The 25,498-nt window shown below is 73.8% G+C and carries 21 protein-coding genes and 2 tRNA genes; 4 read left to right on the top strand and 19 right to left on the bottom strand.

Annotated features, from left to right (window positions below; all coding sequences use genetic code 11):
- Positions 1-31 precede the first annotated feature (31 nt).
- Positions 32-628 carry a 3-isopropylmalate dehydratase small subunit gene (gene leuD, locus BLT39_RS16460; RefSeq protein ID WP_091065916.1) on the bottom strand — a complete coding sequence of 199 codons (597 nt, stop codon included), beginning with the start codon at positions 626-628 and terminating at the stop codon, positions 32-34.
- Positions 628-2,040 carry a 3-isopropylmalate dehydratase large subunit gene (gene leuC, locus BLT39_RS16455; RefSeq protein WP_091065912.1) on the bottom strand — a complete coding sequence of 471 codons (1,413 nt, stop codon included), beginning with the start codon at positions 2,038-2,040 and terminating at the stop codon, positions 628-630. Before leuC ends, leuD begins: the two co-directional genes overlap by 1 nt.
- 82 nt (positions 2,041-2,122) lie before the next feature.
- Here leuC and BLT39_RS16450 point away from each other — a divergent pair, with 82 nt between their 5' ends.
- On the top strand, positions 2,123-2,812 hold the full coding sequence (locus tag BLT39_RS16450) for an IclR family transcriptional regulator (protein WP_278247001.1): 690 nt from the start codon (positions 2,123-2,125) through the stop codon (positions 2,810-2,812).
- Between the two features lie 112 nt (positions 2,813-2,924).
- On the opposite strand, the gene BLT39_RS16445 is transcribed toward BLT39_RS16450, so the two are convergent.
- From BLT39_RS16445 to BLT39_RS16400, 10 genes are all read right to left on the bottom strand, one after another.
- Entirely contained in the window at positions 2,925-3,557 is a 633-nt protein-coding gene (locus BLT39_RS16445; protein WP_242658484.1) for a class I SAM-dependent methyltransferase, read from the bottom strand.
- On the bottom strand, positions 3,554-4,651 hold the full coding sequence (galK, locus tag BLT39_RS16440) for a galactokinase (RefSeq protein WP_091065905.1): 1,098 nt from the start codon (positions 4,649-4,651) through the stop codon (positions 3,554-3,556). The genes BLT39_RS16445 and galK overlap by 4 nt, the downstream gene beginning before the upstream one ends.
- Positions 4,648-5,721 (bottom strand): galactose-1-phosphate uridylyltransferase, encoded by a 1,074-nt coding sequence (galT, locus tag BLT39_RS16435; RefSeq protein ID WP_091065901.1) that lies wholly within the window; start codon positions 5,719-5,721, stop codon positions 4,648-4,650. The genes galK and galT overlap by 4 nt, the downstream gene beginning before the upstream one ends.
- Positions 5,722-5,756: 35 nt before the next feature.
- Positions 5,757-6,548, bottom strand: coding sequence for an SDR family NAD(P)-dependent oxidoreductase (locus BLT39_RS16430; protein ID WP_091065898.1), 792 nt, complete (start codon positions 6,546-6,548; stop codon positions 5,757-5,759).
- 85 nt (positions 6,549-6,633) lie between these two features.
- Positions 6,634-7,812 carry an LLM class flavin-dependent oxidoreductase gene (locus BLT39_RS16425; protein WP_091066328.1) on the bottom strand — a complete coding sequence of 393 codons (1,179 nt, stop codon included), beginning with the start codon at positions 7,810-7,812 and terminating at the stop codon, positions 6,634-6,636.
- 118 nt (positions 7,813-7,930) lie between these two features.
- A tRNA-Glu gene (locus BLT39_RS16420) sits at positions 7,931-8,003 on the bottom strand.
- A 44-nt stretch (positions 8,004-8,047) separates the two neighbouring features.
- Positions 8,048-8,119, bottom strand: a tRNA-Gln gene (locus BLT39_RS16415).
- 65 nt (positions 8,120-8,184) lie between these two features.
- On the bottom strand, positions 8,185-9,273 hold the full coding sequence (locus tag BLT39_RS16410) for a CPBP family intramembrane glutamic endopeptidase (RefSeq protein ID WP_131801501.1): 1,089 nt from the start codon (positions 9,271-9,273) through the stop codon (positions 8,185-8,187).
- Between the two features lie 77 nt (positions 9,274-9,350).
- Positions 9,351-10,829 carry a glutamate--tRNA ligase gene (gene gltX, locus BLT39_RS16405; protein WP_091065891.1) on the bottom strand — a complete coding sequence of 493 codons (1,479 nt, stop codon included), beginning with the start codon at positions 10,827-10,829 and terminating at the stop codon, positions 9,351-9,353.
- Positions 10,826-11,629 (bottom strand): fumarylacetoacetate hydrolase family protein, encoded by an 804-nt coding sequence (locus BLT39_RS16400; protein WP_091065888.1) that lies wholly within the window; start codon positions 11,627-11,629, stop codon positions 10,826-10,828. Before BLT39_RS16400 ends, gltX begins: the two co-directional genes overlap by 4 nt.
- Positions 11,630-11,683: 54 nt before the next feature.
- On the opposite strand from BLT39_RS16400, the gene BLT39_RS16395 reads away from it, so the two are divergent.
- Entirely contained in the window at positions 11,684-12,079 is a 396-nt protein-coding gene (locus tag BLT39_RS16395; protein WP_091065884.1) for a VOC family protein, read from the top strand.
- Here the strand turns inward: BLT39_RS16395 and cimA are convergent.
- From cimA to serA, 4 genes are all read right to left on the bottom strand, one after another.
- Positions 12,069-13,655, bottom strand: coding sequence for a citramalate synthase (gene cimA / locus BLT39_RS16390; protein ID WP_091065881.1), 1,587 nt, complete (start codon positions 13,653-13,655; stop codon positions 12,069-12,071). The two genes, BLT39_RS16395 and cimA, sit on opposite strands and share 11 nt — an antisense overlap.
- 197 nt (positions 13,656-13,852) lie before the next feature.
- The gene (locus BLT39_RS16385; RefSeq protein ID WP_091065878.1) at positions 13,853-14,875 is read right to left on the bottom strand and encodes a 3-isopropylmalate dehydrogenase; all 1,023 of its coding nucleotides are present in this window, start codon (positions 14,873-14,875) and stop codon (positions 13,853-13,855) included.
- A gap of 116 nt (positions 14,876-14,991) precedes the next feature.
- A complete protein-coding gene (locus BLT39_RS16380) occupies positions 14,992-18,561 on the bottom strand; it encodes a S8 family serine peptidase (protein ID WP_131801500.1) in 3,570 nt (1,189 codons plus the stop codon).
- A 364-nt stretch (positions 18,562-18,925) separates the two neighbouring features.
- The gene (gene serA, locus BLT39_RS16375; protein WP_091065871.1) at positions 18,926-20,527 is read right to left on the bottom strand and encodes a phosphoglycerate dehydrogenase; all 1,602 of its coding nucleotides are present in this window, start codon (positions 20,525-20,527) and stop codon (positions 18,926-18,928) included.
- A 121-nt stretch (positions 20,528-20,648) separates the two neighbouring features.
- On the opposite strand from serA, the gene BLT39_RS16370 reads away from it, so the two are divergent.
- A complete protein-coding gene (locus BLT39_RS16370; RefSeq protein WP_091065868.1) occupies positions 20,649-21,458 on the top strand; it encodes a hypothetical protein in 810 nt (269 codons plus the stop codon).
- A 10-nt stretch (positions 21,459-21,468) separates the two neighbouring features.
- Entirely contained in the window at positions 21,469-21,861 is a 393-nt protein-coding gene (locus BLT39_RS16365) for a hypothetical protein (RefSeq protein WP_091065864.1), read from the top strand.
- An 84-nt stretch (positions 21,862-21,945) separates the two neighbouring features.
- Here the strand turns inward: BLT39_RS16365 and ilvC are convergent, their stop codons facing one another.
- Genes ilvC through BLT39_RS16350 form a run of 3 tightly spaced genes read right to left on the bottom strand, consistent with a single transcriptional unit; the run spans position 21,946 to position 25,435 of the window.
- The gene (ilvC, locus tag BLT39_RS16360; RefSeq protein WP_091065860.1) at positions 21,946-22,971 is read right to left on the bottom strand and encodes a ketol-acid reductoisomerase; all 1,026 of its coding nucleotides are present in this window, start codon (positions 22,969-22,971) and stop codon (positions 21,946-21,948) included.
- A 44-nt stretch (positions 22,972-23,015) separates the two neighbouring features.
- A complete protein-coding gene (gene ilvN, locus BLT39_RS16355; RefSeq protein WP_091065858.1) occupies positions 23,016-23,540 on the bottom strand; it encodes an acetolactate synthase small subunit in 525 nt (174 codons plus the stop codon).
- Complete coding sequence (locus BLT39_RS16350) at positions 23,540-25,435, bottom strand: acetolactate synthase large subunit (RefSeq protein WP_091065854.1); 1,896 nt, start codon at positions 25,433-25,435, stop codon at positions 23,540-23,542. Before BLT39_RS16350 ends, ilvN begins: the two co-directional genes overlap by 1 nt.
- Positions 25,436-25,498 lie beyond the last annotated feature (63 nt).

The following is a 25,498-nucleotide window of genomic DNA, read 5'->3' as shown; positions in this document are numbered from 1 at the left end:
GCAGTCGCCCCCGCCGCCCTGCTGGTTCCCGTCAGACCGGGGTGGTGGTCGGCTTCCAGGAGGGGCGCTGCGCCTCGTAGGCGTCGATGTCGGCGAGGTGCCGCTCGGTGAGGCCGATGTCGTCCAGGCCCTCGAGCAGCCGCCAGCGGGTGTAGTCGTCGATCTCGAACCCGACGGTCCGGTCGGCCCAGCGGACCTCCCGGGCCTCCAGGTCGACGGTCACCGGCAGCGCCGGGTCGGCCTCGCAGGCGTCCTGCAGCGCCGCGACGTCCTCGGCCGGCAGCACCACCGTGAGCAGGCCGGACTTGGTCGAGTTGTTGCGGAAGATGTCGGCGAACCGCGGGCTGATCACCACCCGGAAGCCGCCGTCCAGCAGAGCCCAGTTGGCGTGCTCGCGGGAGGAGCCGGTGCCGAAGTCGGGGCCGGCGACCAGGATCGAGGCGTCGGCGTACTCGGGCTTGTTGAGCACGAAGTCCGGCTCGTTGGTGCGCCAGGCGACGAACAGGCCGTCCTCGAAGCCGGTGCGGGTGATCCGCTTGAGGTACTCGGCCGGGATGATCTGGTCGGTGTCGACCGCGCTGCGGCGCAGCGGGGCGGCGGTGCCGGTGTGGGTGGTGAAGGCGTCCATCAGGCACTGACCTCCTGCAGGTCGGCCGGGGCGGTGAGCTTCCCGGTGAGGGCGGTGGCGGCGGCGACGGCGGGCGAGACCAGGTGGGTGCGCCCGCCCTTGCCCTGCCGGCCCTGGAAGTTGCGGTTGGACGTCGACGCCGACCGCTCCCCGGGCTGCAGCTGGTCGGGGTTCATGCCCAGGCACATCGAGCAGCCCGCGCCCCGCCACTCGGCACCGGCGGCGGTGAAGACGGCGTCCAGGCCCTCGGCCTCGGCCTGCTGCTTGACCCCGATCGAGCCGGGGACGACGAGCATCCGGGTGTCGGCGGCGACCTTCCTGCCGCGCAGCAGCTCGGCGGCCACCCGCAGGTCCTCGATGCGGCCGTTGGTGCACGAGCCGAGGAAGACGGTGTCGACGGGGATCTCGCGCATCGGGGTGCCGGCGGTCAGGCCCATGTAGGCCAGTGCGTCCTCGGCCGCCCGGCGGTCGGTCTCGTCGGCGAAGTCGGCCGGGTCGGGGACCGCGCCGCTGATCGGCAGGCCCTGGCCGGGGTTGGTGCCCCAGGTGACGTAGGGGGTCAGCGACGCGGCGTCGATGACGACCTCGCGGTCGAACTCGGCGTCGTCGTCGGTGCGCAGCTCGCGCCACGCGGCGACGGCGGCGTCCCACTCGGCGCCCTGCGGCGAGTGCTCGCGACCGCGCAGGTACTCGAACGTGGTCTCGTCGGGGGCGATGAGGCCCGCGCGGGCGCCGGCCTCGATCGACATGTTGCAGATCGTCATCCGGGACTCCATGGACAGCGCCTCGATGGCGGTGCCCCGGTACTCGACGACGTGGCCCTGGCCGCCGTTGGTCCCGATCTCGGCGATCACGGCCAGGATGATGTCCTTCGCGCTGACGCCGGCGGGGAGCTCGCCGTCGACCCGCACCGACATCTGCTTGGCGGGGCGCTGGGGCAGCGTCTGGGTGGCCAGCACGTGCTCGACCTCGCTGGTGCCGATGCCGAAGGCCAGCGCGCCGAAGGCGCCGTGGGTGGAGGTGTGGCTGTCGCCGCACACGATGGTCATGCCGGGCTGGGTCAGGCCCAGCTGCGGGCCGATGACGTGCACGATGCCCTGGTCCCGGGTGCCCATGGGCGCCTGCCGGATGCCGAACTCCGCGGTGTTCTTCCGCAGCGCCTCGACCTGCGCGCGGCTGACCGGGTCGGCGATGGGGGCCAGCAGGTCGGTGGTGGGGACGTTGTGGTCCTCGGTCGACATGGTCAGGTCCGGCCGGCGGACGGTGCGCCCGGCCGCGCGGAGACCGTCGAAGGCCTGCGGGCTGGTGACCTCGTGCACCAGGTGCAGGTCGATGTAGAGCAGGTCCGGCTCGCCCTCGGTGCGTCGCACCACGTGCTGCTCGTAGACCTTCTGCGCCAGGGTCCGTCCCACGGCTGCGCCTCCTCCGGCTCGTTTGCATTCCCATTCAGTGGGATGCAAGTATCAGCTCGTGGGACAGCCTAACCCCGTCGGCGTGCTGGACAAAGCGGTCTCGATCCTGCACGCCGTCGCCGACGACCCGGCCACGCTCGCCGAGCTCGTGGAGCGCACCGGACTGCCGCGGGCGACCGCGCACCGGCTCGCCGTCGCGCTCGAGGGGCACCGGCTCGTGCGCCGCCGTCCCGACGGGTCGTGGGCGCCCGGCCCCGCGCTGGCCGAGCTCGGCCGGGGCAGCCGGGACCGCGCCGACCAGCTCGCCGAGGCCGCGACCCGGCACCTGGTCACCCTGCGCGACGCCAGCGGCGAGAGCGCGCAGTTCTACGTCCGCGACGGCGCCGCGCGGGTGTGCGTGGCCGCCGCCGAGCGGCTCACCGGGCTCCGGGACACCGTGCCGGTGGGTGCGCGGCTGCCGATGACAGCGGGCTCGGCGGCACACGCGCTGCTGGCCTTCGCGCCCGCCGAGGAGGTCACGCCGCTGCTGCAGTCGGCCTCCTTCACCGCCCGCACACTGCTGGACGTCCGCCGCCGCGGCTGGGCGCACAGCGTGGCCGAGCGCGAGCCCGGGGTGGCCTCGCTGTCGGCACCGGTGCGGGACGGCGCCGGCGGGGTGCTGGGCGCGGTGTCGGTGTCGGGGCCGGTGGAGCGGCTGGGCCGCCGCCCGAGCCCGGAGGTCGTCGGCGCGGTGCTCGACGCCGCGCACGCGATCGGCCGCACCGCCCGCTGACCGCCCCGCCGACCGCCCCGCCGGCCGCCCCGCCGGCGGGCGTCAGCTGACGCTCGGCGACCACTTCTGGCCCGGAGTGGTCGATGAGCGTCGGACGACGGTCGACCGGGGGTCAGCGAGGGCGGCGGCCGACGAGGAGGGCCTGCGGGCGGGCCCTCCACAGCGGCGGGAGGCGGAGCTCCACCACGGGCTCGAGCCCGGCGCCCGCCAGCACGGAGGCCATCTCCTGCGGCTGCCACAGGTAGGTCGTCCACCCGACGCCCTCGACCCCGTAGGCGTCCGTCCGCTGCACCTCGCCGTCCCCGACGTGGGTGCCCCACGCGAGCTGGCCGCCGGGCACCAGCGCCTCAGCCAGCACGGCCAGCACCGACGCCACCGACGCGCGCGGCAGGTGGAACAGCGACCACCAGGCCAGCACCCCGCCCAGTGACCCGGGCGCGGGCCCGAGCTCCGTGGCCGAGGCGACCTCGAAGCGCAGCTGCGGGTGGGCACTGCGCGCGTGCTCGACCATGCGCGGGGACAGGTCGACCCCCGAGACGTCCACCCCCAGCCCGGCCAGGTGCGCCGACACCTGCCCCGGGCCGCACCCGACGTCCAGCACCGGCCCCAGGTCGCGGACCTCCTCGGCGAACGCGGCCAGCGCGGCCCGCAGCCACGGGTGCGCGCCGAGGTCCCCGGCCTGCATCCCGACGTAGGCGTCGGCGACCCGGTCGTAGGACGCGCGCAGGTCGCCGAGCTCGGTCACGCGACCCGGTGCGCGCCCGGCGAGGGGACGACGACGAAGGTGCGGTAGCTGCCACCCGCCGGCTGGACGGCGGCCGTCACCGCCTCCAGGTCGCCGGTCTCCACCAGCACGATCGCCGACCCGCCGAAGCCGCCGCCGACCATCCGCGCGCCGTGCGCACCGGCGGCCAGGGCGGTGTCGACCACCGCGTCCAGCTCGGGGGTGGAGATCTCGAAGTCGTCGCGCAGCGACACGTGCCCGGCGGTCAGCACCGGGCCGATCGCCCGCGGGTCGCCGCCGTCGGTCAGCATCCGCACGACCTCCAGCACCCGGGCGTTGTCGGTCACGATGTGCCGGGCGCGCCGGCGCAACAGCTCGTCGGCCATGCCCTCGACGTCCTCGACGGTGGCGTCGCGCAGCGCGGGGACGCCGAGCGCGGCCGCGGCGGCCTCGCACTCCCGCCGCCGGTCGCCGTAGCCGCCGTCGGCGTGCGAGTGCGTGTGGCCGGTGTCGACCACCAGCAGCGCCAGCCCGGCCGCGGCCAGGTCCAGGGGCACCTGCTGCCGGCTGCGGTCACGGGTGTCCAGGAACAGCGCGTGCCCGGCCTGGCACAGCAGCGACGCCGACTGGTCGAGGATCCCGGTGGGCGCCCCGACGAAGTCGTTCTCCGCCCGCCGGGCGACGTCGACCAGGGCGTCGACCGGCAGCTCGGGCCGCAGCAGGTCGCGCAGCGCCAGCGCCACCGAGCAGGTGACCGCCGCCGAGGAGGACAGCCCGGCGCCGGCGGGGACGTCGCCGTCCACCAGCACCGAGAGGCCGCCGGGCAGGTCGAACTGCTCGGCCACGCCGGCCACGTAGCCGGCCCAGCCGGCCGGGTTGCCGGCCCGCACCTCGGCCATCGGCAGCTCCACGACCGACCCGAGCTGCTGCACCGAGGCGATGCGCAGCAGGCCGTCGGTGCGCCGGCCGACCGAGGCCAGCACCCGGTGCGGCAGGGCCACCGGCAGCACGTAGCCGTCGTTGTAGTCGGTGTGCTCGCCGATCACGTTGGCCCGGCCGGGCGCCTGCCACACGCCCTCGGGGGCGGTGCCGAAGACCTCGTCGAAGGTGCTCACGGCAGGACCACCGCCCGCAGCGCCTCGGCCGCGCCCTCGGGCGAGGTGTCGGACACGAAGGCACCCATGCCCGACTCCGAGCCGGCCAGGTACTTCAGCTTCCCGGGGGCGCGGCGGAAGCTGAACAGCTGCAGGTGCAGCCACCACTCCTCGCGCCCGGCGTGCACCGGGGCCTGGTTCCAGGAGGAGATGTAGTTCATCGGCTCGTCGAACCGGTGCGCGAAACGGCCCAGCACGTCCAGGTACACCTCGACGAAGGCGTCGCGCTCCTCGTCGGTCAGCGCGGCGACGTCGGGCACCCGGCGGTGCGGGAACAGCTGCAGCTCGTACGGCCAGCGCGCCGCGGCCGGCACGAACGCCGTCCAGTGGTCGTTGGCCGCGACCACCCGCGGGCCCGAGCGCTCGGCGGCGAGCACGTCGGCGAACAGGTCGCCCTCGTAGGCGCCCACCTGCCCGAGGATGCGCTGCACCCGGGGGGCGAGGAACGGGTAGGCGTAGACCTGCCCGTGCGGGTGCGACAGCGTCACCCCGATCTCCTCGCCGTGGTTCTCGAACAGGTAGACCTGCTCGACGCCCGGCAGCGCGGACAGCGCCTGCGTGCGGTGCGCCCAGGCATCGACGACCAGTCGGGCGCGGTCGCGGCCGAGGTCGGCGAAGGACCGGTCGTGGTCGCTGGTGAACACGATGACCTCGCAGCGCCCCTCCCCCGGCCGCAGCGTCACCAGCGGGTTGCCCTCGGCGTGCACGGGGACGTCCCGGTCGACCTCGGTGGACAGCGACGGGAAGCGGTTCTCGAAGACCGCGACCTCGTAGTCGGCCTCGGGCACCTCGGTCGCCCGGCCCGGGGTCGAGGGGCACAGCGGGCACTGGTCGGCCGGTGGCAGGAAGGTGCGGGTCTGCCGGTGCGCGGCGATGACCACCCACTCCCCCAGCAGCGGGTCCCAGCGGACCTGGGAGGCGGTCGCCACCGGCGGCAGCTCCCGCGGGTCGACGGCCTCCCGGGGCGTGGGGACGGCGTCGAAGTAGACGATCTCGCGGCCGTCCGCGAGGTGCCGGGTGGTGCTGATCACGATTGTGAACGTTAACAGCCCCACCCGGCCGCGACTCAGATCGTCGAGACCGACCCGCTGTCGACCCGGTAGTTGCTGCCGTTGACGAAGCTGGCGCGCTCCGAGCAGAGGAACGCGATGACCGCGGCGACCTCCTCGACCCGGCCGCGGCGGCCCAGCTCCATGCCCGGCCGCTCCTCCTCCAGGAAGGACTCCACGGCCTCGTCGAAGCTGGTTCCGTTCTCGTCGGCCCGCTTCTCCATCATCTTGTCCGTCATCGGCGAGGCGATGAACGCCGGCGAGACCGCGTTGACCAGCAGGCCGTCCGAGCCGTAGGTCTTCGACAGCCCCTTGACCAGCGAGAGGACGGCGGCCTTGGCCGCGCAGTAGGGCAGCTCGTCGACGTAGGGCTGGACGGCGTCCTCGCTGGCCAGCAGGACGACGCGGCCCCAGCCGTTGGCCCGCATGCCGTCGACGAAGGCGCGCACCACCCGGACCGCGGCGAAGAAGTCGATCTCCAGGGTGTCCCGCCAGCCCTGCTCGTCGATCTCGTGGAACAGGCCCTGGGCGCCGGTGATCCCGGCCGCGTTCACCAGGATGTGCGGGTCGCCGATGGCCTCGGTGACCGCCGCCTTCAGCCGCTCCACGTCGGCGGCGTCGGTGAGGTCGGCGGCCACCGCGGTGACGTCGCCGCCGAGCTCGGCGGCGGCCTTCTCCAGGGCCTCGGCGTCCTGGTCGCTGATCACCACCTTCACCCCCTCGGCGAGCAGGAGGCGGGCGGTCTCCTTGCCGATGCCGGAGTCGGCTCCGGTGATGAGGGCAGTGCGTCCGGTGATGCCGAGGTCCACGAGTTTCTCCCGAGGTCTGCGCGCCCAGGGTGGGCGCGTCCGGGGGCTCGGTGCCCCCGGACGCAGGGGGCTCAACCCTGGGTGCTCACCCCTTCGCGGCGACCTCGGCCTGGTAGCGCTCGGTCATCGTCGCCACCGCCTGCAACTGGGCGGCCGCGTAGTCCTCGCGCTTGCCCGCGGCCCGCTCCTTGGCCTGCTGGGTGGCCTGCGCATGGGTGACCTGGCCGCCCTGGAAGTGCGGGAACACGTGCTGGGCGATGAGCTCGTAGGAGCGCCGGGTGGCCTCGGGGTTGGCCCACTCGTGCGCCAGCAGCAGCATCGCACCGAACCCGCCGGACTGGTCCCACAGCTTCTGCACCTGGGCGCGGGCGTCCTCGACCGTGCCGATCGCACCGATCCCGGCGTCGTTGATGAAGTCGATCATCTCCTTGACGTCGCCGCCCTCGACCGCCATCTGCGGGAACGCCGCGGTCTTCTGGAAGTACCGGAACCACTGCTCGATGCCGAACTGCACGTCGGCGTAGGCCTGCTCCCGGGTCTCGGCCACGTGCATGAGCCCGACCAGCCGCCAGTCGCGGCGGGACACCGTCTGCCCGTGCGCCGCCGCCCGCTCCTCCACCACGCCCCAGTGGTGGGCGAGCGCGTCGAAGCCGTCCGCCGACAGCGTGGCGCCCACCGACAGCAACCCGACGCCGTGCGTGCCGGCCTGCCGGGGGCCGGTGGGCGAGGCGACCGCGGCGACGGCGACGTCGAAGAGCGGCTCGCTGTAGGGGCGCAGGTGCAGCCGGGCGTCGACGAGGGTGTGCGTGCGGGTGGTCGCGGTGACCGTCTCGCCGTGCAGCAGCCGCATGATGATGTCGAGGTTCTCGGCCAGCAGCTCCCGGGTGGCCGTGGGGTCCAGGCCCAGCATCATCGAGTCGGTGGGCAGCGAGCCCGGCCCGCAGCCCAGCATCACCCGGCCGCGGGTGAGGTGGTCCAGCAGCACCATGCGCTCGGCCACCCAGAGCGGGTTGTGGTAGCTGATCGAGGTCACCCCGGTGCCCAGCTTGATGCGCTTCGTGCGCTCGGCGGCCGCCGCGATGAAGATCTCCGGCGAGGCGATGATCTCGCTGCCGGCGGAGTGGTGCTCCCCGATCCAGGCCTCGTCGTAGTCCAGCCGGTCGAGGTGGGCGACGAGCTCGAGGTCGCGCTGCAGCGCGGTCGTGGGGTTCTCCCCGGCCGGGTGGAACGGGGCCAGGAAGATGCCGAACCGGAGCCTGCTCATGGACGCCTCCGCGCTGAGGGTGGGTGAGACCTCGATCACAGCCCACCGCGCAGGCGGCGTCAACGCACGTGCAACGCGGAGGACCCCCGGCCCTGGTGGGCCGGGGGTCCTCGTGGTGTAGCCCCGAAGGGATTCGAACCCTCGCTACCGCCGTGAGAGGGCGGCGTCCTGGGCCGCTAGACGACGGGGCCAGAACTTCAGTGCAGATAGTACAGAGGAGGTGGAGCGTTCCTCGCTGGGGTACCAGGACTCGAACCTAGACTAACGGAACCAGAAACCGTCGGGCTGCCAATTACCCCATACCCCATGGGCTGTGCTGTTGTGCGGGCCTCTCGGCGCCGTCGGAGACACTACCCGATGCCCGGACGGCGTTCACGCACCCCCCTCCCGGGACCACCGCGCGTCGGGCTCGGGCGCGGTGGCGACCGGTGCCTGCGGCGGCAGCGGCGGGGCCGGCACCCAGGTCGGCTGCCAGGCCACCGGCGCCCGGCGCAGGTCGACCGCCGGGCTGCGCAGCTCCGGCTGCAGGGTCCGCCGGGCCCGGGCCACCAGCAACACGTAGGCCCCCATCGCCACCACGTCCAGCAGCGTGATGAGCAGCGCGGTGCCGAAGGACAGCGGCAGCGCCGTGCCGGTGTCACCGCCCAGCGCCCCGGCCAGGACGAACACCACGACGTTGTTGACCGCGTGCAGCACGATCGCCGCCTCCAGCCCGCCGGTGAGCCGGGTGACCCAGGAGGCCGCCAGGCCGAAGACGAACCGGTCGAAGAACGTGAGGACGTCGGGCGGGGCGTGCGCGGCGGAGAACAGCGCCGCGGTCGCGACGGCGGCGACGACCGCGCCGGTGCGCTCGGTCCGGAACCAGGCCGCGACGGTCTGGCTGAGGTACCCGCGGAAGACGAACTCCTCGGCCGCCGACTGCAGCGGCGTGGTCAGCAGGACCACGACCAGCAGCCAGACGTAGCTGCCGTCGGGCCCGCTGACGGAGACGGGCCCGTCGATGAGCGACAGGCCGATGGTTACCACGACGCCGACGCCGACGGTGGCCAGCGCCCGCCACGTGAGCGGCCGCAGCAGCCGCCAGCGGATGCGTCCGCGGACCGAGCCCGACCAGCCCCGGCCCATGCCGTGCGCGACCGCCCACGACGCCCAGACGATCGGGATGGCCACGATCAGCGAGGCGTTGGTGAGCAGCAGGACACCGGGGTCGACCAGGTCGAGCAGGTCGGCGACCGGCACCACCCCGGTCAGCAGCACGACGAACACCACCAGGACGGCGGCCACGGCGTACAGGACGGCGAACAGCAGCAGGCCCAGCAGCGGACGCCACCACGCCCAGTCGCGGGCGCGCATCAGCCAGGCGTAGGGCTGCGGGGTGTCGAAGGGCGGCGCCCCGGGCGGGGTGACCGGCCGTCCCGCGGCCGGCGGGGGCGGGAGGACGGGCGGGGGCGGGGCGGGCACCCACGACCGCGGCACCTGGGGCTGTGCACCCCAGGGCCGCGTGGGCGGCGGACCGCCGTAGGACCACCCCGGCCCGGTCACCGCGCCGCGACCTCCCGGGCGGCGGCCAGCCGGGCCAGCGAGGCCTCGCGGCCCAGCAGCTCCATCGACTCGTACAGCGGCGGGCTGACGGTCCGGCCGCTGATCGCCACCCGGACCGGGCCGAAGGCCTGGCGGGGCTTGCGGCCCAGCTCCTCGACCAGCGCCTGCTTCAGCGCCGCCTCGACGGCCTCCGTCGTCCACTCCGGGAGGGCGGTCAGCGCCGCCGTGGCGGCGTCGAGCACCTCGACGGCGTCGGGGCCGGTGAGCTGCTTGGCCACCGCGGCCTCGTCGTACTCGGGCTGCTCGCGGAACAGGAAGCCCAGCAGGCCAACCGCCTCCGACAGCACGACCATGCGCTCCTGGGCCAGCGGCGCGATGGTGTCCAGCACCCGCTGCTGTTCGGGGGTCGGGGTGGGGTCGACCAGCCCCGCGTCGGCCAGGTAGGGGGTGACCCGGGCGACGAACTCCTCGACCGGCAGCGCGCGCAGGTGGGTGGCGTTGATCGCCTCGGCCTTCTTCAGGTCGAAGCGGGCCGCGTTGGGGCTGACCCGGCGGACGTCGAAGGCCTCGACCAGCTCGGCGGGTGAGAACACGTCGCGGTCGTCGGCGATCGCCCAGCCCAGCAGCGCCAGGTAGTTGACCAGGCCCTCGGGCAGGAAGCCGCGCTCGCGGTAGAGGTCGAGGTTGGACGTGGGGTCGCGCTTGGACAGCTTCTTGTTGCCCTCGCCCATCACCAGCGGCAGGTGGCCGAAGCGGGGGGCGCCCTGGGCGAGGCCGACGTCGGTGAGCGCGGTGTAGAGCGCGAGCTGGCGGGGGGTGGAGGAGAGCAGGTCCTCGCCGCGCAGCACGTCGGTGATGCCCATCAGGGCGTCGTCGACCGGGTTGACCAGGGTGTACAGCGGCTGGCCGCCGGCCCGGGCGAGCACGAAGTCGGGGACGGCACCGGCGGCGAAGGTGACCTCGCCGCGGACCAGGTCGTCCCAGGACAGGTCGGTGTCGGGCATCCGCAGCCGCAGCACCGGCTGGCGGCCCTCGGCGCGGAAGGCGGCCTTCTGCGCCTCGGTGGTCTCCCGGTCGGCGCCGTCGTAGCCCTGCTTGGGGTCCTGCCCGGCGGCGACCCGGCGGGCGGCGACCTCCTCGGGGGTGGAGAAGGACTCGTAGGCGTGCCCGGCCTCGAGCAGCTCGGCCAGCACGTCGCGGTAGACCTCCCCGCGCTCGGACTGCCGGTACGGGCCGTGCGGGCCGCCGACCTCGGGGCCCTCGTCCCACTCCAGGCCCAGCCAGCGCAGGCTGTCGAGCAGGTGGCGGTAGGACTCCTCGGTGTTGCGCGCCTCGTCGGTGTCCTCGATGCGGAAGACGAACTGCCCACCGGTGTGCTTGGCGTAGGCCCAGTTGAACAGGGCGGCGCGCATGACGCCGACGTGCACCGTGCCCGTGGGCGAGGGGCAGAAGCGCGTGCGGACGGGGGTGCTCATCGGGCGGTGGACGTCGTGTCCGCGCCGGTGACGGAGTTGGTCAGCTCGCCCAGGCCCTCGATGGCGACGGTGACCGAGCCACCGGCGCGCAGCGGGCCGACGCCGGCCGGGGTGCCGGTGAGCACGACGTCGCCGGGCAGCAGCGTCATGACCTGGGAGATGTAGGAGATCAGCGTCGGGATGCCGAACAGCAGCTGGCTGGTGCGGCCGTCCTGGCGCAGCTCGCCGTCGACGGTGCAGGTGACCTGCAGGTCGGCGGGGTCCTTGCCGATGCCGGGCAGGTCGGTCTCGATCCAGGGGCCGATCGGGCAGAAGGAGTCGAAGCCCTTGGCCCGGGTCCACTGGTTGTCGGCGCGCTGCATGTCGCGCTCGGTGACGTCGTTGCCGATCGTGTAGCCGAAGATGCTGGCCGCGGCCTGCTCCTCGGTGACGTGCCGGGCGCCGCGCGCGCCGATGACCACGGCCAGCTCGGCCTCGTGGTGCACGTTGGTGCTGCCCGGCGGGATGCGGATCGCGTCACCGGGGCCGATCACCGAGGTGGAGGGCTTGAGGAAGAGCAGCGGCTCCTTCGGCGCGTCGCCGGTCTTCATCTCCGCGACGTGGTCGGCGTAGTTCTTGCCGACGCAGACCACCTTGCTGGGCAGGATCGGCGAGAGCAGCCGGACGTCGGCGGCGGCGTGCCGCTGGCCGGTGAAGCTGATCTGGCCGAAGGGGTGGCCCTCGATCTGGGCGACCTGGCCGTCGCCGTCGAGGACGCCGAAGGACATGCCGGTGGGTGAGGCGTAACGGACGATGCGCACGGGTCGAGGCTACTGATGTGCGGGCGGGCACGCGGGGGGCCATGATCCGCGGGCATGGCAGCCCGGATCACCTCGGTCGTCGTCAACTGCTCCGACCCCGCCGCGCTGGCCCGGTTCTGGGCGCAGGTGCTGGGGTGGGAGGTGCAGGAGACCGACGACGACGTGGTCACCCTGGGCCCGCCCGGCCAGCCGGCGAAGGGCCCGGTGCCGGTGCTGGACTTCGTCGCGGTCCCCGACCCCACCCCGGGCCGCCGTCGGCTGCACCTGGACGTCAACCCCACCGACCGCGACCAGGCCGCCGAGCTCGAGCGGCTGCTGGAGCTCGGGGCCGTCCCGGTGGACGTCGGTCAGGGGCCGGTCAGCGAGGACATGACCTGGCACGTGCTCGCCGACCCGGAGGGCAACGAGTTCTGCCTGCTGCGCTCCCGGGTCGATCCGCTCACCGGCTGACCACGGCGTAGGTGAGGGCGTCGACCAGCGCCAGCCAGGAGGCCTCGACGACGTTCTCGTGCACGCCGACGGTGGTCCACTCCCCCGCCTTGTCCGCGGTGTCCACCAGCACCCGGGTGGTGGCGCTGGTGCCGCCGGTCCACCCCAGGATGCGCACCTTGTAGTCGCTCAGCGCCACGTCGGCCAGCTGCGGCCAGCGGCCCACCAGCGCGGCGCGCAGCGCGTTGTCCAGGGCGTTCACCGGCCCGTTGCCCTCGCCGACCGCGACCACGCGCTCGGTCCCGCCGTCGCCGTCGGGCAGCCCGACCTTGACCACGGCCTCGCTGACCACCTGCCCGTCGGTGCGGTGCTCCACGGTGGTCCGCCAGCTCTCCAGCTCGAACAGCGGCGCCGGGGCGTCGGGCAGCTCGCCGCGCAGCAGCAGCTCGAAGGAGGCGTCGGCGGCCTCGTAGGACCAGCCGCGGGCCTCGCGCTCCTTGACCGCGGTGACCACCCGGCCGACCGCGGCGTCCTGGCCGGTGAGGTCCACGCCCAGCTCGCGGCCCTTGAGCTCGACCGACGCCCGGCCGGCCATCTCGGTGACCAGGATGCGCATGTCGTTGCCGACCACCGCCGGGTCCAGGTGGTTGTACAGCTCGGGGCTGACCTTGATCGCGCTGGCGTGCAGGCCGGCCTTGTGCGCGAACGCGGAGGCGCCGACGAAGGGCTGGTGGTCGTCGGGGGTGAGGTTGGCCAGCTCGGCGATCGCGTGGCTGACCCGGGTGAGCTCGGGCAGGCACTCGGCGGGGACGACGGGCAGGCCCATCTTGGTGACCAGGGTGCCGATGAGGGTGAACGTGTTCGCGTTGCCGGCGCGCTCGCCGTAGCCGTTCGCCGTCCCCTGGACCTGGGTGACCCCGGCCTCGACGGCGGCCAGGGAGTTGGCGACCGCGCAGCCGGTGTCGTCCTGGCAGTGGATGCCGAGCTGGCCGGTGACCCGGGCCCGCACGTCGGCGACCACCCGGCCGATGCCCGAGGGCAGCATGCCGCCGTTGGTGTCGCACAGGACGCCGACCTCCGCGCCGGCGTCGAAGGCCGCCTGCAGGACGGCGACGCCGTGGTCGGGGTCGGCGGCGTACCCGTCGAAGAAGTGCTCGCAGTCCACGAACACCCGCCGGCCGTGGCCGACCAGGAAGGCCACGGTGTCGGCCACCATCGCCCGGTTCTCCTCCGGTGTGGTGCGCAGCGCGTCGCGCACGTGGCGGGGGTCGCTCTTGGCGACCAGGCAGACCACCGGCGCCTGCGAGTCCAGCAGGGCGCGCACCTGGGCGTCGTCCTCGACCCGGGTGCCCGCCTTGCGGGTGGCGCCGAAGGCGACCAGCACCGCGTGCCGCAGCTGCAGCTCGGTGCGGGCGCGGGCGAAGAACTCGGTGTCCTTGGGCAGGGCGCCCGGCCAGCCGCCCTCGATGTAGGTGACCCCGACGGAGTCCAGCAGCCGGGCGACGGCGAGCTTGTCGGCCACGGAGTAGGTGATGCCCTCGCGCTGGGCGCCGTCGCGCAGCGTGGTGTCGAAGACCTCGACGGGCGTGCTGGTCACGGGGGTGCTCCTCGCGGGGACGGGTCCGGGCACAAAAAAACCTCCCGGGGTACGGGAGGTGGGCGCGCAGTCGGGGGGGGGTGACTGCGCGCTAGGTGATGATGATCGTGCCGGTGGTGTGCATCGCCGCAGATGATGGCACCCCGCCCCGGGAGCTGTCGAGCAGCTCCCGGGGCGGGGTCGGGTGCAGGGGGCCGTCAGCCGCCGGCGAGGGCGGCCAAGCGGTCGCCGACCTCGGCGGTGCGCAACGGCTGCGCCGTGTCGCGGGTGGACAGGTCGAAGGCGACGGCGGCGTTGACCTTGCGGGCCTGCTCGGTGCGGCCGAGGTGGTCCAGCAGCAGGCCGACCGACAGCACGGTGGCGGTGGGGTCGGCGATGCCCTGGCCGGCGATGTCGGGGGCCGAGCCGTGCACCGGCTCGAACATCGACGGGTGGGTGCCCGAGGCGTCGATGTTGCCGCTGGCGGCCAGGCCGATGCCGCCGGTGACCGCGGCGGCGACGTCGGTGACGATGTCGCCGAACAGGTTGTCGGTGACGATCACGTCGTACCGGGACGGGTCGGTGACGAAGAACATCGAGGCCGCGTCCACGTGCTGGTAGGCCACGGTCACCTCGGGGAACTCCGCGGCGACCTCCTCGACCGTGCGCGACCACAGCGACCCGGCGTGGGTGAGCACGTTGGTCTTGTGGATCAGCGTCAGGTGCTTGCGCGGGCGGGCGACGGCGCGCTCGAAGGCGTAGCGGGCGACCCGCTCCACGCCGAAGGCGGTGTTGACGCTGACCTCGGTGGCCACCTCGTGCGGGGTGTCCCGGCGCAGCACCCCGCCGTTGCCGGTGTAGGGGCCCTCGGTGCCCTCGCGCACGCAGAGCATGTCGATGGTGCCCGGGGCGGCCAGCGGGCTCTCGACGCCGTCGTAGAGCTTGGCCGGGCGCAGGTTGACGTGGTGGTCGAGCTCGAAGCGCAGCTTGAGCAGCAGACCGCGCTCGAGGATGCCGGCGGGCACCCCGGGGTCGCCGACGGCACCCAGCAGGATCGCGTCGTGGCCGCGCAGCTCGTCGAGCACGGTGTCGGGCAGCAGTTCCCCGGTCCGCCGCCAGCGCGCGGCGCCGAGGTCGTAGTGGGTGGCCTCCACGTCGGGGGCGACCTCGCCCAGGACCTTGAGGCCCTCGGCCACCACCTCGGGGCCGATGCCGTCTCCAGGGATCACTGCCAGGCGCATGGGCTCAGAGGCTAGTGCCCGGGCCCGGACGCACCGGCACCCCCCGCGGTCGTGCGTCGCGGGGGGTGCCGGGGTGCGGTGGTGCTCCGGTGGTGCTCAGGTGGTGCTGCGGTGGGTCAGCCGGTGGTGTCCGCCGGCTGGTCCGTGGCGGGCGCGTCCGTCGCCGGGGCGTCCGACGCGGGTGCCTCCGTCGCCGGCGGGGCCGGCGGCTCGGTCACCTGCTCATCGGGCGCCGGCTGCGCCGGCGCCTCCTCCGCCGGCGGGACGGTGACGACCGTGGAGTCGGCACCCCCGGCGGGCGCGATCGGCACCGACTGGGTGCGGCCGGCCGCGCTGGAGTTGTGGCTCAGCACGACCATGGCGCCCTTGTCGCCGCCCACCGCGGTGTCCGCGGCGTAGGACGCGGCGTCCTGGGTGACGGCGATCTGCGTGCCGTCGGTCGCCGGGACCATGAGCGCCGTCCCGTCCTCGGTGCTGAAGGACAGCCCCGGGGCGGTCGGGTCGAAGCTCATGGCCTGCGGCGCCAGCTCCGGCCCGGCCGGCGTGCTGACCGTGCCCACGTCGTCGACCGTGCCGTTGTAGCTGGCCGACTGGACGCCGAAGGTGATCCGCCCGGTGTCCGCGGGCAGGACCGACAGCGGCACCCCGAAGACCTGCACGTCGGAGTCGTAGGCGTTGGTGTCCACGAGACCGTCGTAGAGGTTCAGCGGCGCGACGTAGGGCTCGTCGCCGGCCCCGACCAGGTTGTAGTCCCGGTCGGTGACCACGACCAGCGGCAGGTCGTAGTCGGCGATGCGGGTGGTGGTGACCTGGTAGTCCCAGACGCCGTCCCCGCTGGTGTCGATGAAGATGCCGTAGTTCACGGCCGTCTCCGCCGAGGTGTACCTGCCGTGCGCGGAGACCGCGAAGTACAGGCCCGCGTCGTCGTACTGCAGGGCGTCCGACGCGACGCCGACGCCGGCCAGGTCGACCGACCGCTCGAGCTCGGTCTTGTAGCAGGTGCTGACCAGCTCGGTGGTGCACTTGGGCATCTCCGGGCTGGTGCCCAGCTGCTCGAACGCGCTGACCAGCGAGGTGTAGCTGGTCGGCTCGAACAGGTCGCCGTCGGCCACGGCCTCGCCGGACAGGCCGATGGTCGACCCGTCCTCCGACGGGGTCGCCGTCAGGGTGGAGGACGGCTTCGGGTTGGCGTGCACCGGCACCCGCAGCGTCTCGCCCCGGTTGTTGGTCGGGGTGAGCACGACGCGGCCGCTGGCCTCGCCGAGGAACTGCCGGCCGTCGTCGACGACCACGGTCGGGTCGGCGACCTTGCGCAGGTCGTCCTGGGTGGCGGTCATGGTGATCGTCACCGTGCGGCTCTGGCCCGGCGGGACGGTCAGCCGCTGCGCGGACAGCGAGTACCGGACCCCGGGCTGCTGGACCAGCGCGTCGTAGGTGACGCGGTAGACCGCGGCGCGGGTGCCCTTGTTGTCCACCGTGATGGTCTTGGTGGCGCTGAACTGCTCCTGGTCGACCTCGACGACGCCGAAGGACGCCGTCACCACGCCGGACCCGGCCTCGGCGTACGCCAGGACCTGGTTGCGCAGGGCCGAGGCGGCGTCGATGCGGCCCGAGCCCACCCGGTTGGGCCCGTACCGGTCACCGGTCTGGCCGGGCCCGGTGTACAGGTCGTGGGTGGCGGTGTTCATCAGGTCCGCCTTGACCTCCTCGGTCGTCCACTCGGGGTGCGCCGCGCGGATGAGCGCGGTGACGCCGGCGGTGACCGGGGTGGCCATCGAGGTGCCCGAGAGGCTGGCGCCGCCCGAGCCCTGGCCGACGCCGGCGGAGTAGACGGTCACGCCCGGGGCGGTCACGTCGGGCTTGCTGCCGTCCTCCTGGCGGACGCCCCGCGAGCTGAACGAGGCGAGCAGGTCCACCTGGTCGGGGTCGGTGAACGCTGCGGCGTCCTTCAGGCTGGGCCCGAAGGTGACCGTGACGGTCGCGCCGCCGGCGACCGCGTCGCGCAGGACGCCGCCGTCGGAGGCGGTCACCAGGATGCCGGGGATCTGCGCGACACCGGTGATGCCGGTCTCGAGCAGGTCGTCGTCGGCAATGATCACGAAGCCGACGGCGCCGGCCGCGATCGCGTTGTTGCCCTTCGCCACCGAGCCGCAGGCGAACCCGTTGGCCTCGATCAGCAGGATCTTCCCGGTCGCGTACCCGGCCGGCAGGGCCGCGCAGGCGTCGGTGTTGCCCGCGGGGGCGTAGACCAGGTCACCGGTCACGTCGGGCTTGGTGGCGCCGGACTCGTCGGTGTCGCTGTAGGCGACCGACCGCAGACCCGGGCGGGTGCCGTCGAGCAGGCCCCCGGGCGAGACGACCTGCCAGCCGTCGAAGACGCCGTAGCCGTCGTTGCTCGCCGCGACGCCGATGCCGCGCGGGGCGTTGCCCGGCGAGCCACCGATGTCGTAGCTGTCCCCGGCGTTGCCGGCGGCCAGCACGGCCAGCATGCCCAGCTCCATGGCCCGGTTGATGGCCATGGAGTCCGCGTCGTCGGCCAGGCCGTAGTCCGAGCCCAGCGAGAGGTTGACGACGTCGAGGTGGTCGCTCGGGTCGCCGTCGCCGTTCGGGTCCAGCGCCCACTCGATCGCCTGCATGGTCACGTCGGTCGAGCCGTCGCAGCCGAAGACCTTCAGCGCGTACAGGTCGGCGCCGGGAGCCATGCCCGGACCGATCCGCAGGTCGCCGGGCACCCCGCCGGTGTAGCCACCGGTGTAGGTGCTGCCGTCGGCGTCGACCCCGTAGCCGGCCGAGGTGCCGGCGACGTGGGTGCCGTGGCCGTTGCAGTCCAGCGGGTTGGGGTCGGGCATGGCCACGGGCTGGTAGGCCGGGCTCGAGGGGTCGGCGTTGTAGCTGTCGCCGACGAAGTCGTACCCGCCGACCACCTTGGCGTTGGGGAAGACCCCGGCCGGGGCGGGCTGGGCCTCGTAGGCCTGCAGCGTGTCGAACTGGTCGACGCTGCCGCTGCCGCCGAAGTCGGTGTGGGTGTAGTCGATGCCGGTGTCGATGATGCCGATGGACACACCCTCGCCGGTGTTGCCGAGGTCCTGCCACGCCTGCACGGCCTGCACGACGGCGGCGGCCCCGCTGTTGGACACCTTCTTCGGGGTGATCGGGTGCACCGCGACGACGTCGGGCAGCGCGGCCAGCGCGTCGTAGTCGGCGGCGTCGGCGCGCACCGCGACGCCCGAGAGCACCGTCGAGGTCGTGTACAGCACCTGCGCGTCGGGCACGACGGCGGGCAGGTCGGCCGCCACTGCCGCGGCGGCGGCCTCGGCGGCCGGCTGGGCCGCGGCGGCCGCGGCCCCCGCGGCGGCCTCGCCGGACCCGGGCAGGGCGTCGGCGTAGACCTGCGAGGTCGAGGGCGTGCTGGTCTCGACGAAGAACGAGGCCGGACCGCTGTCGGGCAGGCCTGCGGGCCGGGTCCCGGCCTGGCGTGCCTGGAGCTGGTCGCGGACCTGCTGCAGCTGGTCCGGGCTGAGGGAGATCTGCTCCTGCCCGGCGCGCGCTGCGATGTCCGCCGGTGAGGCCAGCGCAGCGCCGGCACCCCCGGTCATGGTGAGGGCCGCCGCGATCGCGACGATCCCGCCCCGGGCGAGGACGCGGTGGCGTCCCTCCCCGGAGGAGGTGGTTGTCCTGGGAACCACGTTCACCCCTGTCGGCGTTGGGAGAAGGTCCCGGCGCGGCTCTGCGCCGGACCCGCCCAACGCTGGTCGTGAGCAACGCTTCGGACCATGACCCGAACGGCCCAGCCCGCCTCGTCCGTGTGCCGAGTCTGTGAGCGCTGGGCGCAGGGCGTGTGACAGCGAGGTCGCGGACCCGGTGGTCGGCCCAACCACCCGCGCATCCGGGTCAACGAGGTTGCTCCGGGTGCCGAGTGGACCAGTGCTCAACCAGTCCCGGCTGGCAACCACCTGGCCGCCCGCCGTCCGCGACCTGGGTCCGGACGCACCGCGGCGCCGGTCCCCGTGGTGGGGACCGGCGCCGCGGTGGAGGACGGGTGCGGGCGGCTCAGGTCGGGTTCAGGTCGGCCGACCGGGCCTCGCGGGCACCGATCTGGACGGCGATGTCGGCCAGCAGCTCACCGGTGACCTCGCTGTCGACGGTGACCGCCATGAGCGCGTCGCCGCCCTGGGTGGTGCGGCTGACCTGGGCACCGGCGATGTTGATCCCGGCGGCACCCAGCGCGGCACCCACGGTGCCCACGACGCCGGGCCGGTCGGCGTAGGTGAAGAAGAGCAGGTAGCCCTTGGCCTCGAGGTCGATCTCGAAGCCCATGACCTCGGTCAGCTTGGGCACCTGGTTCTTGCCGTAGAGGGTCCCGGAGACGGTGACCTCGGTGCCGTCGGCCATCGCGCCGCGCACGCTGATCAGGTTGCGGTAGTGCGGGCTCTCCACGTCCGAGGTCAGCGAGACCTCCAGCCCACGGGCCTCGGCCAGCAGCGGGGCGTTGACGTAGGAGACCTGGTCCTCGACGACGTCGGTGAAGACCCCCCGCAGCACGGCCAGCTGGACGACGGAGACGTCGTACTCGGCGATCTTGCCCAGCACCTGCACCTCGACCGACTGCGCGAGGCCGCCGGCGACCGCGGTGAAGACCCGGCCGAGCTTCTCGGCCAGCGGCAGACCCGGGCGGACGTCCTCGGCGACGATGCCGCCGGCCTGGACGTTGACCGCGTCGGGCACGAAGTCGCCCTGCAGGGCCAGCCGGACGCTGCGGGCGACCGCCGTCCCGGCCTTGTCCTGCGCCTCGGTGGTGGAGGCCCCCAGGTGCGGGGTGACCACGACGTTGGGCAGCGCGAACAGCGGGCTGTCGGTGCAGGGCTCCTTGGCGTAGACGTCGATGCCGGCCGCGCCCACCTGGCCCGAGCGCAGCGCGTCGGCCAGCGCGGCCTCCTCGACCAGCCCGCCGCGGGCGGCGTTGACGATGATCACGCCGCGCTTGGTCAGCGCCAGCTGCTCGGCCCCGATCATCCCGAGGGTCTCGGGGGTCTTGGGCAGGTGGATGGTGATGAAGTCCGACTCGCGGAGCAGCTCCTCCAGCGACACCAGCCGGACGCCGAGCTGCGCGGCGCGGCCGGGCTGGATGTAGGGGTCGTAGGCGATGAGGGTGACGCCGAAGGCGGCCAGCCGCTGGGCCACCAGCACCCCGATGCGCCCCAGGCCCACGACGCCGACGGTCTTCTCGGTGACCTCGACGCCGGTGAACTTCGACCGCTTCCAGGTGCCCTCGCGCAGGGAGGCGTCGGCCGCCGGGATGTGCCGGGCGGCGGCCAGCAGCAGCGCGACGGCGTGCTCGGCGGCGCTGACGATGTTGGAGGTGGGCGCGTTGACCACCAGGACGCCGCGGGCCGTGGCGGCGGGGACGTCGACGTTGTCCAGGCCGATGCCGGCGCGCGCCACCACCTTCAGGTGGGGGGCGGCGGCCAGCGCCTCGGCGTCGATGGTCGTCGCGCTGCGCACCAGCACGGCGGAGGCGTCGGCGAGGGCGGGCAGCAGGGCCGCGCGGTCGGCGCCGTCGACGTGCCGGATCTCGAACCCGGAGCCGAGCACCTCCAGGGCGCTGGGGGCGAGCTCCTCGGCGACGAGGACGACGGGCGCTGGGGTGGTCACGGGGGCACAGCCTAGGACCCGTCCGGGTGGGGGCCTGCTTGCCCCTCCCCCGGCCGCCCGCCATCCTGACTGCTCAGCACCGGTGCACCCGTCGTGCGCCGGTCCCGCGCGGAGGAGTGCAGTGAGCGAGCAGCAGGGCGAGCAGGGTCGGTCCGAGACGTCGCCGTTCGGCTCGTCGTACGAGCCGCCGTCGTACGGCCAGCAGTCCTCCTACGACCAGCAGTCCTACGGGCAGCAGTCCTACGACCAGCAGTCCTACGGGCAGCAGCAACCCCACGACCAGCAGCAGCCCTACGGCACCCCGCAGTACGGCCAGCAGGGGTACGCGGCGCAGCCCTACGGCCAGGGCTACGGCCAGGGCTACGCGCAGCCCTACGGGCAGGGCTACGGCCAGGGCTACGGGCAGGGCTACGGCTACGCCCCCGCGGCGCCGTCGAAGCCGGGCGCGGTGATCACCTCGGCGGTGTTCGGGTTCATCTTCGGCGCGATCGGCGTGCTGTTCTCCTTCGGCCTGCTCATCGGCGGCGCGGTCGTCGCCGGCGCCGGGGCCGGCGCGGGCGGCCTCGACGACGAGATCCCCGGTCTCGGCTCCGTCGTGGGCGGTGCGGCCGGCGCGATCACCGGCGTGCTCGTGGTGGTCGGCCTGCTGGTGCTGTCCTGGACCGTGCTCACCATCTGGGGCTCGGTCTGGGCGCTCACCGGGCGCAGCCGGGTGCTGCTGGTCGTGGCCGGGTCGATCTCCATCGTGGTCACCGGCATCGGCCTGGTCGGCAACCTGTCCAGCCTGGGCGACGGGTTCGGCTCGACCAGCGGCGGCGACGTCGTGGTCAGCCTGCTCTTCTTCGCCGCGGCGGTGGCCATCGTGGTGCTGCTGTGCATCCCGGCCTCGGCGCAGTTCTTCGCCGCGCACCGCGCGCGCCGCGGTCGCTGAGCCCGGCACCGTGACCGGACCCGCAGCCGGCCACCGCCCACCGCCCACCGCGGTCGCGGCGGTGGCCATCGCCGCGCTGCAGGCGGTGTTCTGCCTGCTGCCCGGCCTCAACGGCCTCAGCCTGGGGCTCGCCGCCGGCAGCCTGGTGGGCTTCGTCGTCGGCGGGCTGTACCTGGTGCTGTCCGCGGCCACCGTCCTGGGCTCGGTGCGCCTGTACCGCGGCGTCGACGTCCGCCTGCTGGCGCTCGCCGGGGTCGCGCTGGTCGTCGTGTGGCTGGTGAACCTGGTGCTGGCGATCACCGTGGCCGGCACCCTCGACGTCCTGTCGGTGCTGCTGCTGGGCCTGGCGGTCGGGGTCGTGGTGCTCACCCGCAAGCCCGAGGTGCGTGCCTGGGCCGCCTGAGCCAGGACGCACGACGGCCCCGCACCGGGCGGTGCGGGGCCGTCGTGCGTCAGGGGGTCGAGACCGCTGGGCCCGACCCGGCGCTCAGCGCTGGGCGGTGCCGGTGTAGTCGTCCGAGGCCGACACCCAGCTCATCAGCCCGCGCAGCTGACGGCCGGTCTCCTCGATCGGGTGCGCCTCGGCGGCGGCCCGCTTGGCCTTGAAGTCCGGGGCGCCGGCGTCCTGGTCGGCGATGAACTTCGCGGCCCAGGTGCCGTCCTGGATGTCCTTGAGCACCTCGCCCATCGTCTCCTTGACGCGCGCGTCGACCACGCGCGGGCCGGAGGTGTAGTCGCCGTACTCGGCGGTGTCGGACACCGACCAGCGCTGCTTGGCGATGCCGCCCTCGTACATGAGGTCGACGATCAGCTTCAGCTCGTGCAGGCACTCGAAGTAGGCGATCTCGGGCTGGTAGCCGGCCTCGGTGAGGGTCTCGAAGCCGGCCTGCACCAGCGCGGACATGCCGCCGCACAGCACGGCCTGCTCGCCGAACAGGTCGGTCTCGGTCTCCTCGGCGAAGGTCGTCTTGATGACGCCGGCGCGGGCGCCGCCGATGGCCTTGGCGTAGGACAGCGCGAGCGCCTGGGCCGAGCCCGAGGCGTCCTGCTCCACGGCGATCAGGCAGGGCACGCCCTTGCCGTCGCTGAACTCGCGGCGCACCAGGTGGCCCGGGCCCTTGGGGGCGACCATGGCGACGTCGACGCCGGCCGGGGGCTTGATGTAGCCGAACCGGATGTTGAAGCCGTGGCCGAAGAACAGCGCGTCGCCGTCCTGCAGGTTGGGCTCGATCGACTCGGCGTAGAGGGACCGCTGCACGTGGTCCGGCGCCAGGATCATGATCAGGTCGGCCTCGGCGGCGGCCTCGGCCGGGGTGACGACGCGCAGGCCCTCGGCCTCGGCCTTGGCCCGGGACCTCGACCCCTCGGGCAGGCCGACGCGGACGTCGACGCCGGAGTCGCGCAGCGACAGCGAGTGGGCGTGGCCCTGGCTGCCGTAGCCGATGACGGCGACCGTGCGCCCCTGGATGATCGAGAGGTCGGCGTCGTCGTCGTAGAAGATCTCGGCGGCCATGCGGTGGGGCTCCTTCGGTGGTTTCCGGGTGGGTCGAGCGGGGTTCAGGCGGAGCGTTCGACCGGGCGCAACGTACCGGCGCCGCTCATCGAGCGCGGTCCCCGGGCCAGGGCGACGGTGCCCGACTGGGCCATCTCCTTGATCCCGAGCGGGGCGAGGACGGCCAGCAGGGCCTGCAGCTTCTCCGTGGTGCCGGTGGCCTCGACGGTCACGGTGTCGGCGTTGACGTCGATGACCTTGGCGCGGAACAGCTCCACGGTCTGCAGCACCTGGGCGCGGTCGGCCAGCGGCGCGCGCACCTTGACCAGCAGCAGCTCGCGCTGCACCGAGGCGCCGTCCAGCTCGACGATCTTGATCACCTCGACGAGCTTGTTCAGCTGCTTGGTGATCTGCTCCAGCGGCTGGCTCTCCACGTCGACCACGATCGTCATGCGCGACAGGTCGGGGTTCTCGGTGGGGCCGACGGCGAGGGACTCGATGTTGAAGCCGCGGCGGCTGAACAGCGCCGAGACGCGGGCCAGCACACCGGACTTGTTCTCGACCAGGACCGACAGGGTGTGGCGCGTCATCAGACCGGTCCCTCCGTGAAGACCGGGCGGACGTCCCGCGCGGCCAAGATGTCGTCGTTGCTGGCGCCGGCGGCGACCATCGGCCAGACCTGGGCGTCCGAGCCGACGACGAAGTCGATGACCACCGGGCGGTCGTCGATCGCCATGGCCTCCTCGATCACCTTGTCGACGTCCTCGGCCCGCTCGCAGCGCAGCCCGACGCAGCCCAGCGCCTCGGCCAGCTGCACGAAGTCGGGGATGCGGATGGGCTCGATCTCGCCGCCGCCGGAGCCGCGGTTGTGCAGCCGGGTGTTGGAGTAGCGGCCCTCGTAGAACAGGGTCTGCCACTGCCGGACCATGCCCAGGTTGCCGTTGTTGATCAGCGCGACCTTGACCGGGATGCCCTCGATGGCGCAGGTGGCCAGCTCCTGGTTGGTCATCTGGAAGCAGCCGTCGCCGTCGACGGCCCACACGGTGGCCTCGGGGCGGCCGGCCTTGGCACCCATGGCGGCGGGGACGGCGTAGCCCATCGTCCCCAGGCCGCCGCTGTTGAGCCAGGTGCCCGGCTTCTCGTACTTCACGAACTGGGCGGCCCACATCTGGTGCTGGCCGACACCGGCGCAGTAGACCGCGTCGGGACCGGCGATCTCGCCCAACCGCTCGATGACGTACTGCGGGGAGAGCGCGCCGTCCTCGGGCAGGTCGTAGCCCAGCGGGTAGGTCTCGCGCCAGCGGTCGAGCTGGGCCCACCAGGGCGACAGGTCCGCCGGGCCGTCCTTGTCCTGCAGGGCGGTCAGCGCGGCGACGAGCTCGGTGATCGTCTCCTTGGCGTCGCCCACGATCGGGACGTCGGCCTTGCGGTTCTTGCCGATCTCGGCCGGGTCGATGTCGGCGTGCACGACGGTGGCGCCGGGCGCGAAGCTCTCCAGCTTGCCGGTGACCCGGTCGTCGAAGCGGGCGCCGAGGGCGACGAGCACGTCGGCCTTCTGCAGCGCGGCGACGGCGGTGACGGTGCCGTGCATGCCGGGCATGCCCAGGTGCTGGGGGTGGCTGTCGGGGAAGGCGCCGCGGGCCATCAGGGTGGTGACGACGGGGGCCCCGGTCAGCTCGGCGAGCTCGCGCAGCACCTCGCTGGCGCCGGCCTTGAGCACGCCGCCGCCGACGTAGAGCACCGGCTGGCGCGCGGCCTGGATGACCGCGGCGGCCTCGCGGACCTGCTTGCCGTGCGGGCGGGTGGTGGGCTTGTAGCCGGGCAGGTCGATCCGCGGCGGCCAGGAGAAGTCGGTGGTCGCCTGCAGCACGTCCTTGGGGACGTCGACCAGCACCGGGCCGGGCCGGCCGGTGGAGGCCAGGTGGAACGCCTCGGCGATCCGCTGCGGGATCTCGGCGGGGTCGGTGACCAGGAAGTTGTGCTTGGTGATCGGCATCGTGATGCCGCGGATGTCGGCCTCCTGGAAGGCGTCGGTCCCGATGAACCCGCTGGCCACCTGGCCGGTGATCGCCACGACCGGCACCGAGTCCATGTAGGCGTCGGCCAGCGGGGTGACCAGGTTGGTCGCGCCGGGGCCCGAGGTCGCCATGCAGACCCCGACCCGGCCGGTGGCCTGGGCGTAGCCGGTCGCGGCGTGGCCGGCGCCCTGCTCGTGGCGGACCAGCACGTGCCGCACGGAGGAGTCGAACAACGGGTCGTAGAGCGGGAGGATCGCCCCGCCCGGGAGGCCGAAGACCATGTCGACGCCGACGGCCTCGAGCGAGCGCACGAGGCTCTGCGCGCCGGTGATGCCGGTCGCGGGGGCGCCCGCCGGTCGGGCCGCGTCGGTCAGCGAACGGTCGGTGGACTCGACGCCGACGGTGGCCGCCGCGGCGGCCTGGGTGGGTGCACCGGGGGTGGCCTGGGCACTGGCGGTGGTGCTCATCTGGGGGGTCTCCCTGGAAGGCGTGGGCGGGCGTGCGGCGGATCCTGCTCGGGTCCCGTGGCA

Source organism: Klenkia brasiliensis (assembly GCF_900100695.1).
Classification (GTDB): domain Bacteria; phylum Actinomycetota; class Actinomycetes; order Mycobacteriales; family Geodermatophilaceae; genus Klenkia; species Klenkia brasiliensis.
This window is presented reverse-complemented; position numbering and strand designations above follow the sequence as displayed.

Excerpts from the sequence above, each read along its gene's own strand:
- BLT39_RS16395 (WP_091065884.1), top strand. The coding sequence starts at position 11,684 with ATGGCAGCCCGGATCACCTCGGTCGTCGTCAACTGCTCCGACCCCGCC.
- leuD (WP_091065916.1), bottom strand. The coding sequence starts at position 628 with ATGGACGCCTTCACCACCCACACCGGCACCGCCGCCCCGCTGCGCCGC.
- BLT39_RS16385 (WP_091065878.1), bottom strand. The coding sequence starts at position 14,875 with ATGCGCCTGGCAGTGATCCCTGGAGACGGCATCGGCCCCGAGGTGGTG.
- BLT39_RS16425 (WP_091066328.1), bottom strand. The coding sequence starts at position 7,812 with ATGAGCAGGCTCCGGTTCGGCATCTTCCTGGCCCCGTTCCACCCGGCC.
- ilvC (WP_091065860.1), bottom strand. The coding sequence starts at position 22,971 with ATGGCCGCCGAGATCTTCTACGACGACGACGCCGACCTCTCGATCATC.
- BLT39_RS16350 (WP_091065854.1), bottom strand. The coding sequence starts at position 25,435 with ATGAGCACCACCGCCAGTGCCCAGGCCACCCCCGGTGCACCCACCCAG.
- ilvN (WP_091065858.1), bottom strand. The coding sequence starts at position 23,540 with ATGACGCGCCACACCCTGTCGGTCCTGGTCGAGAACAAGTCCGGTGTG.
- gltX (WP_091065891.1), bottom strand. The coding sequence starts at position 10,829 with ATGAGCACCCCCGTCCGCACGCGCTTCTGCCCCTCGCCCACGGGCACG.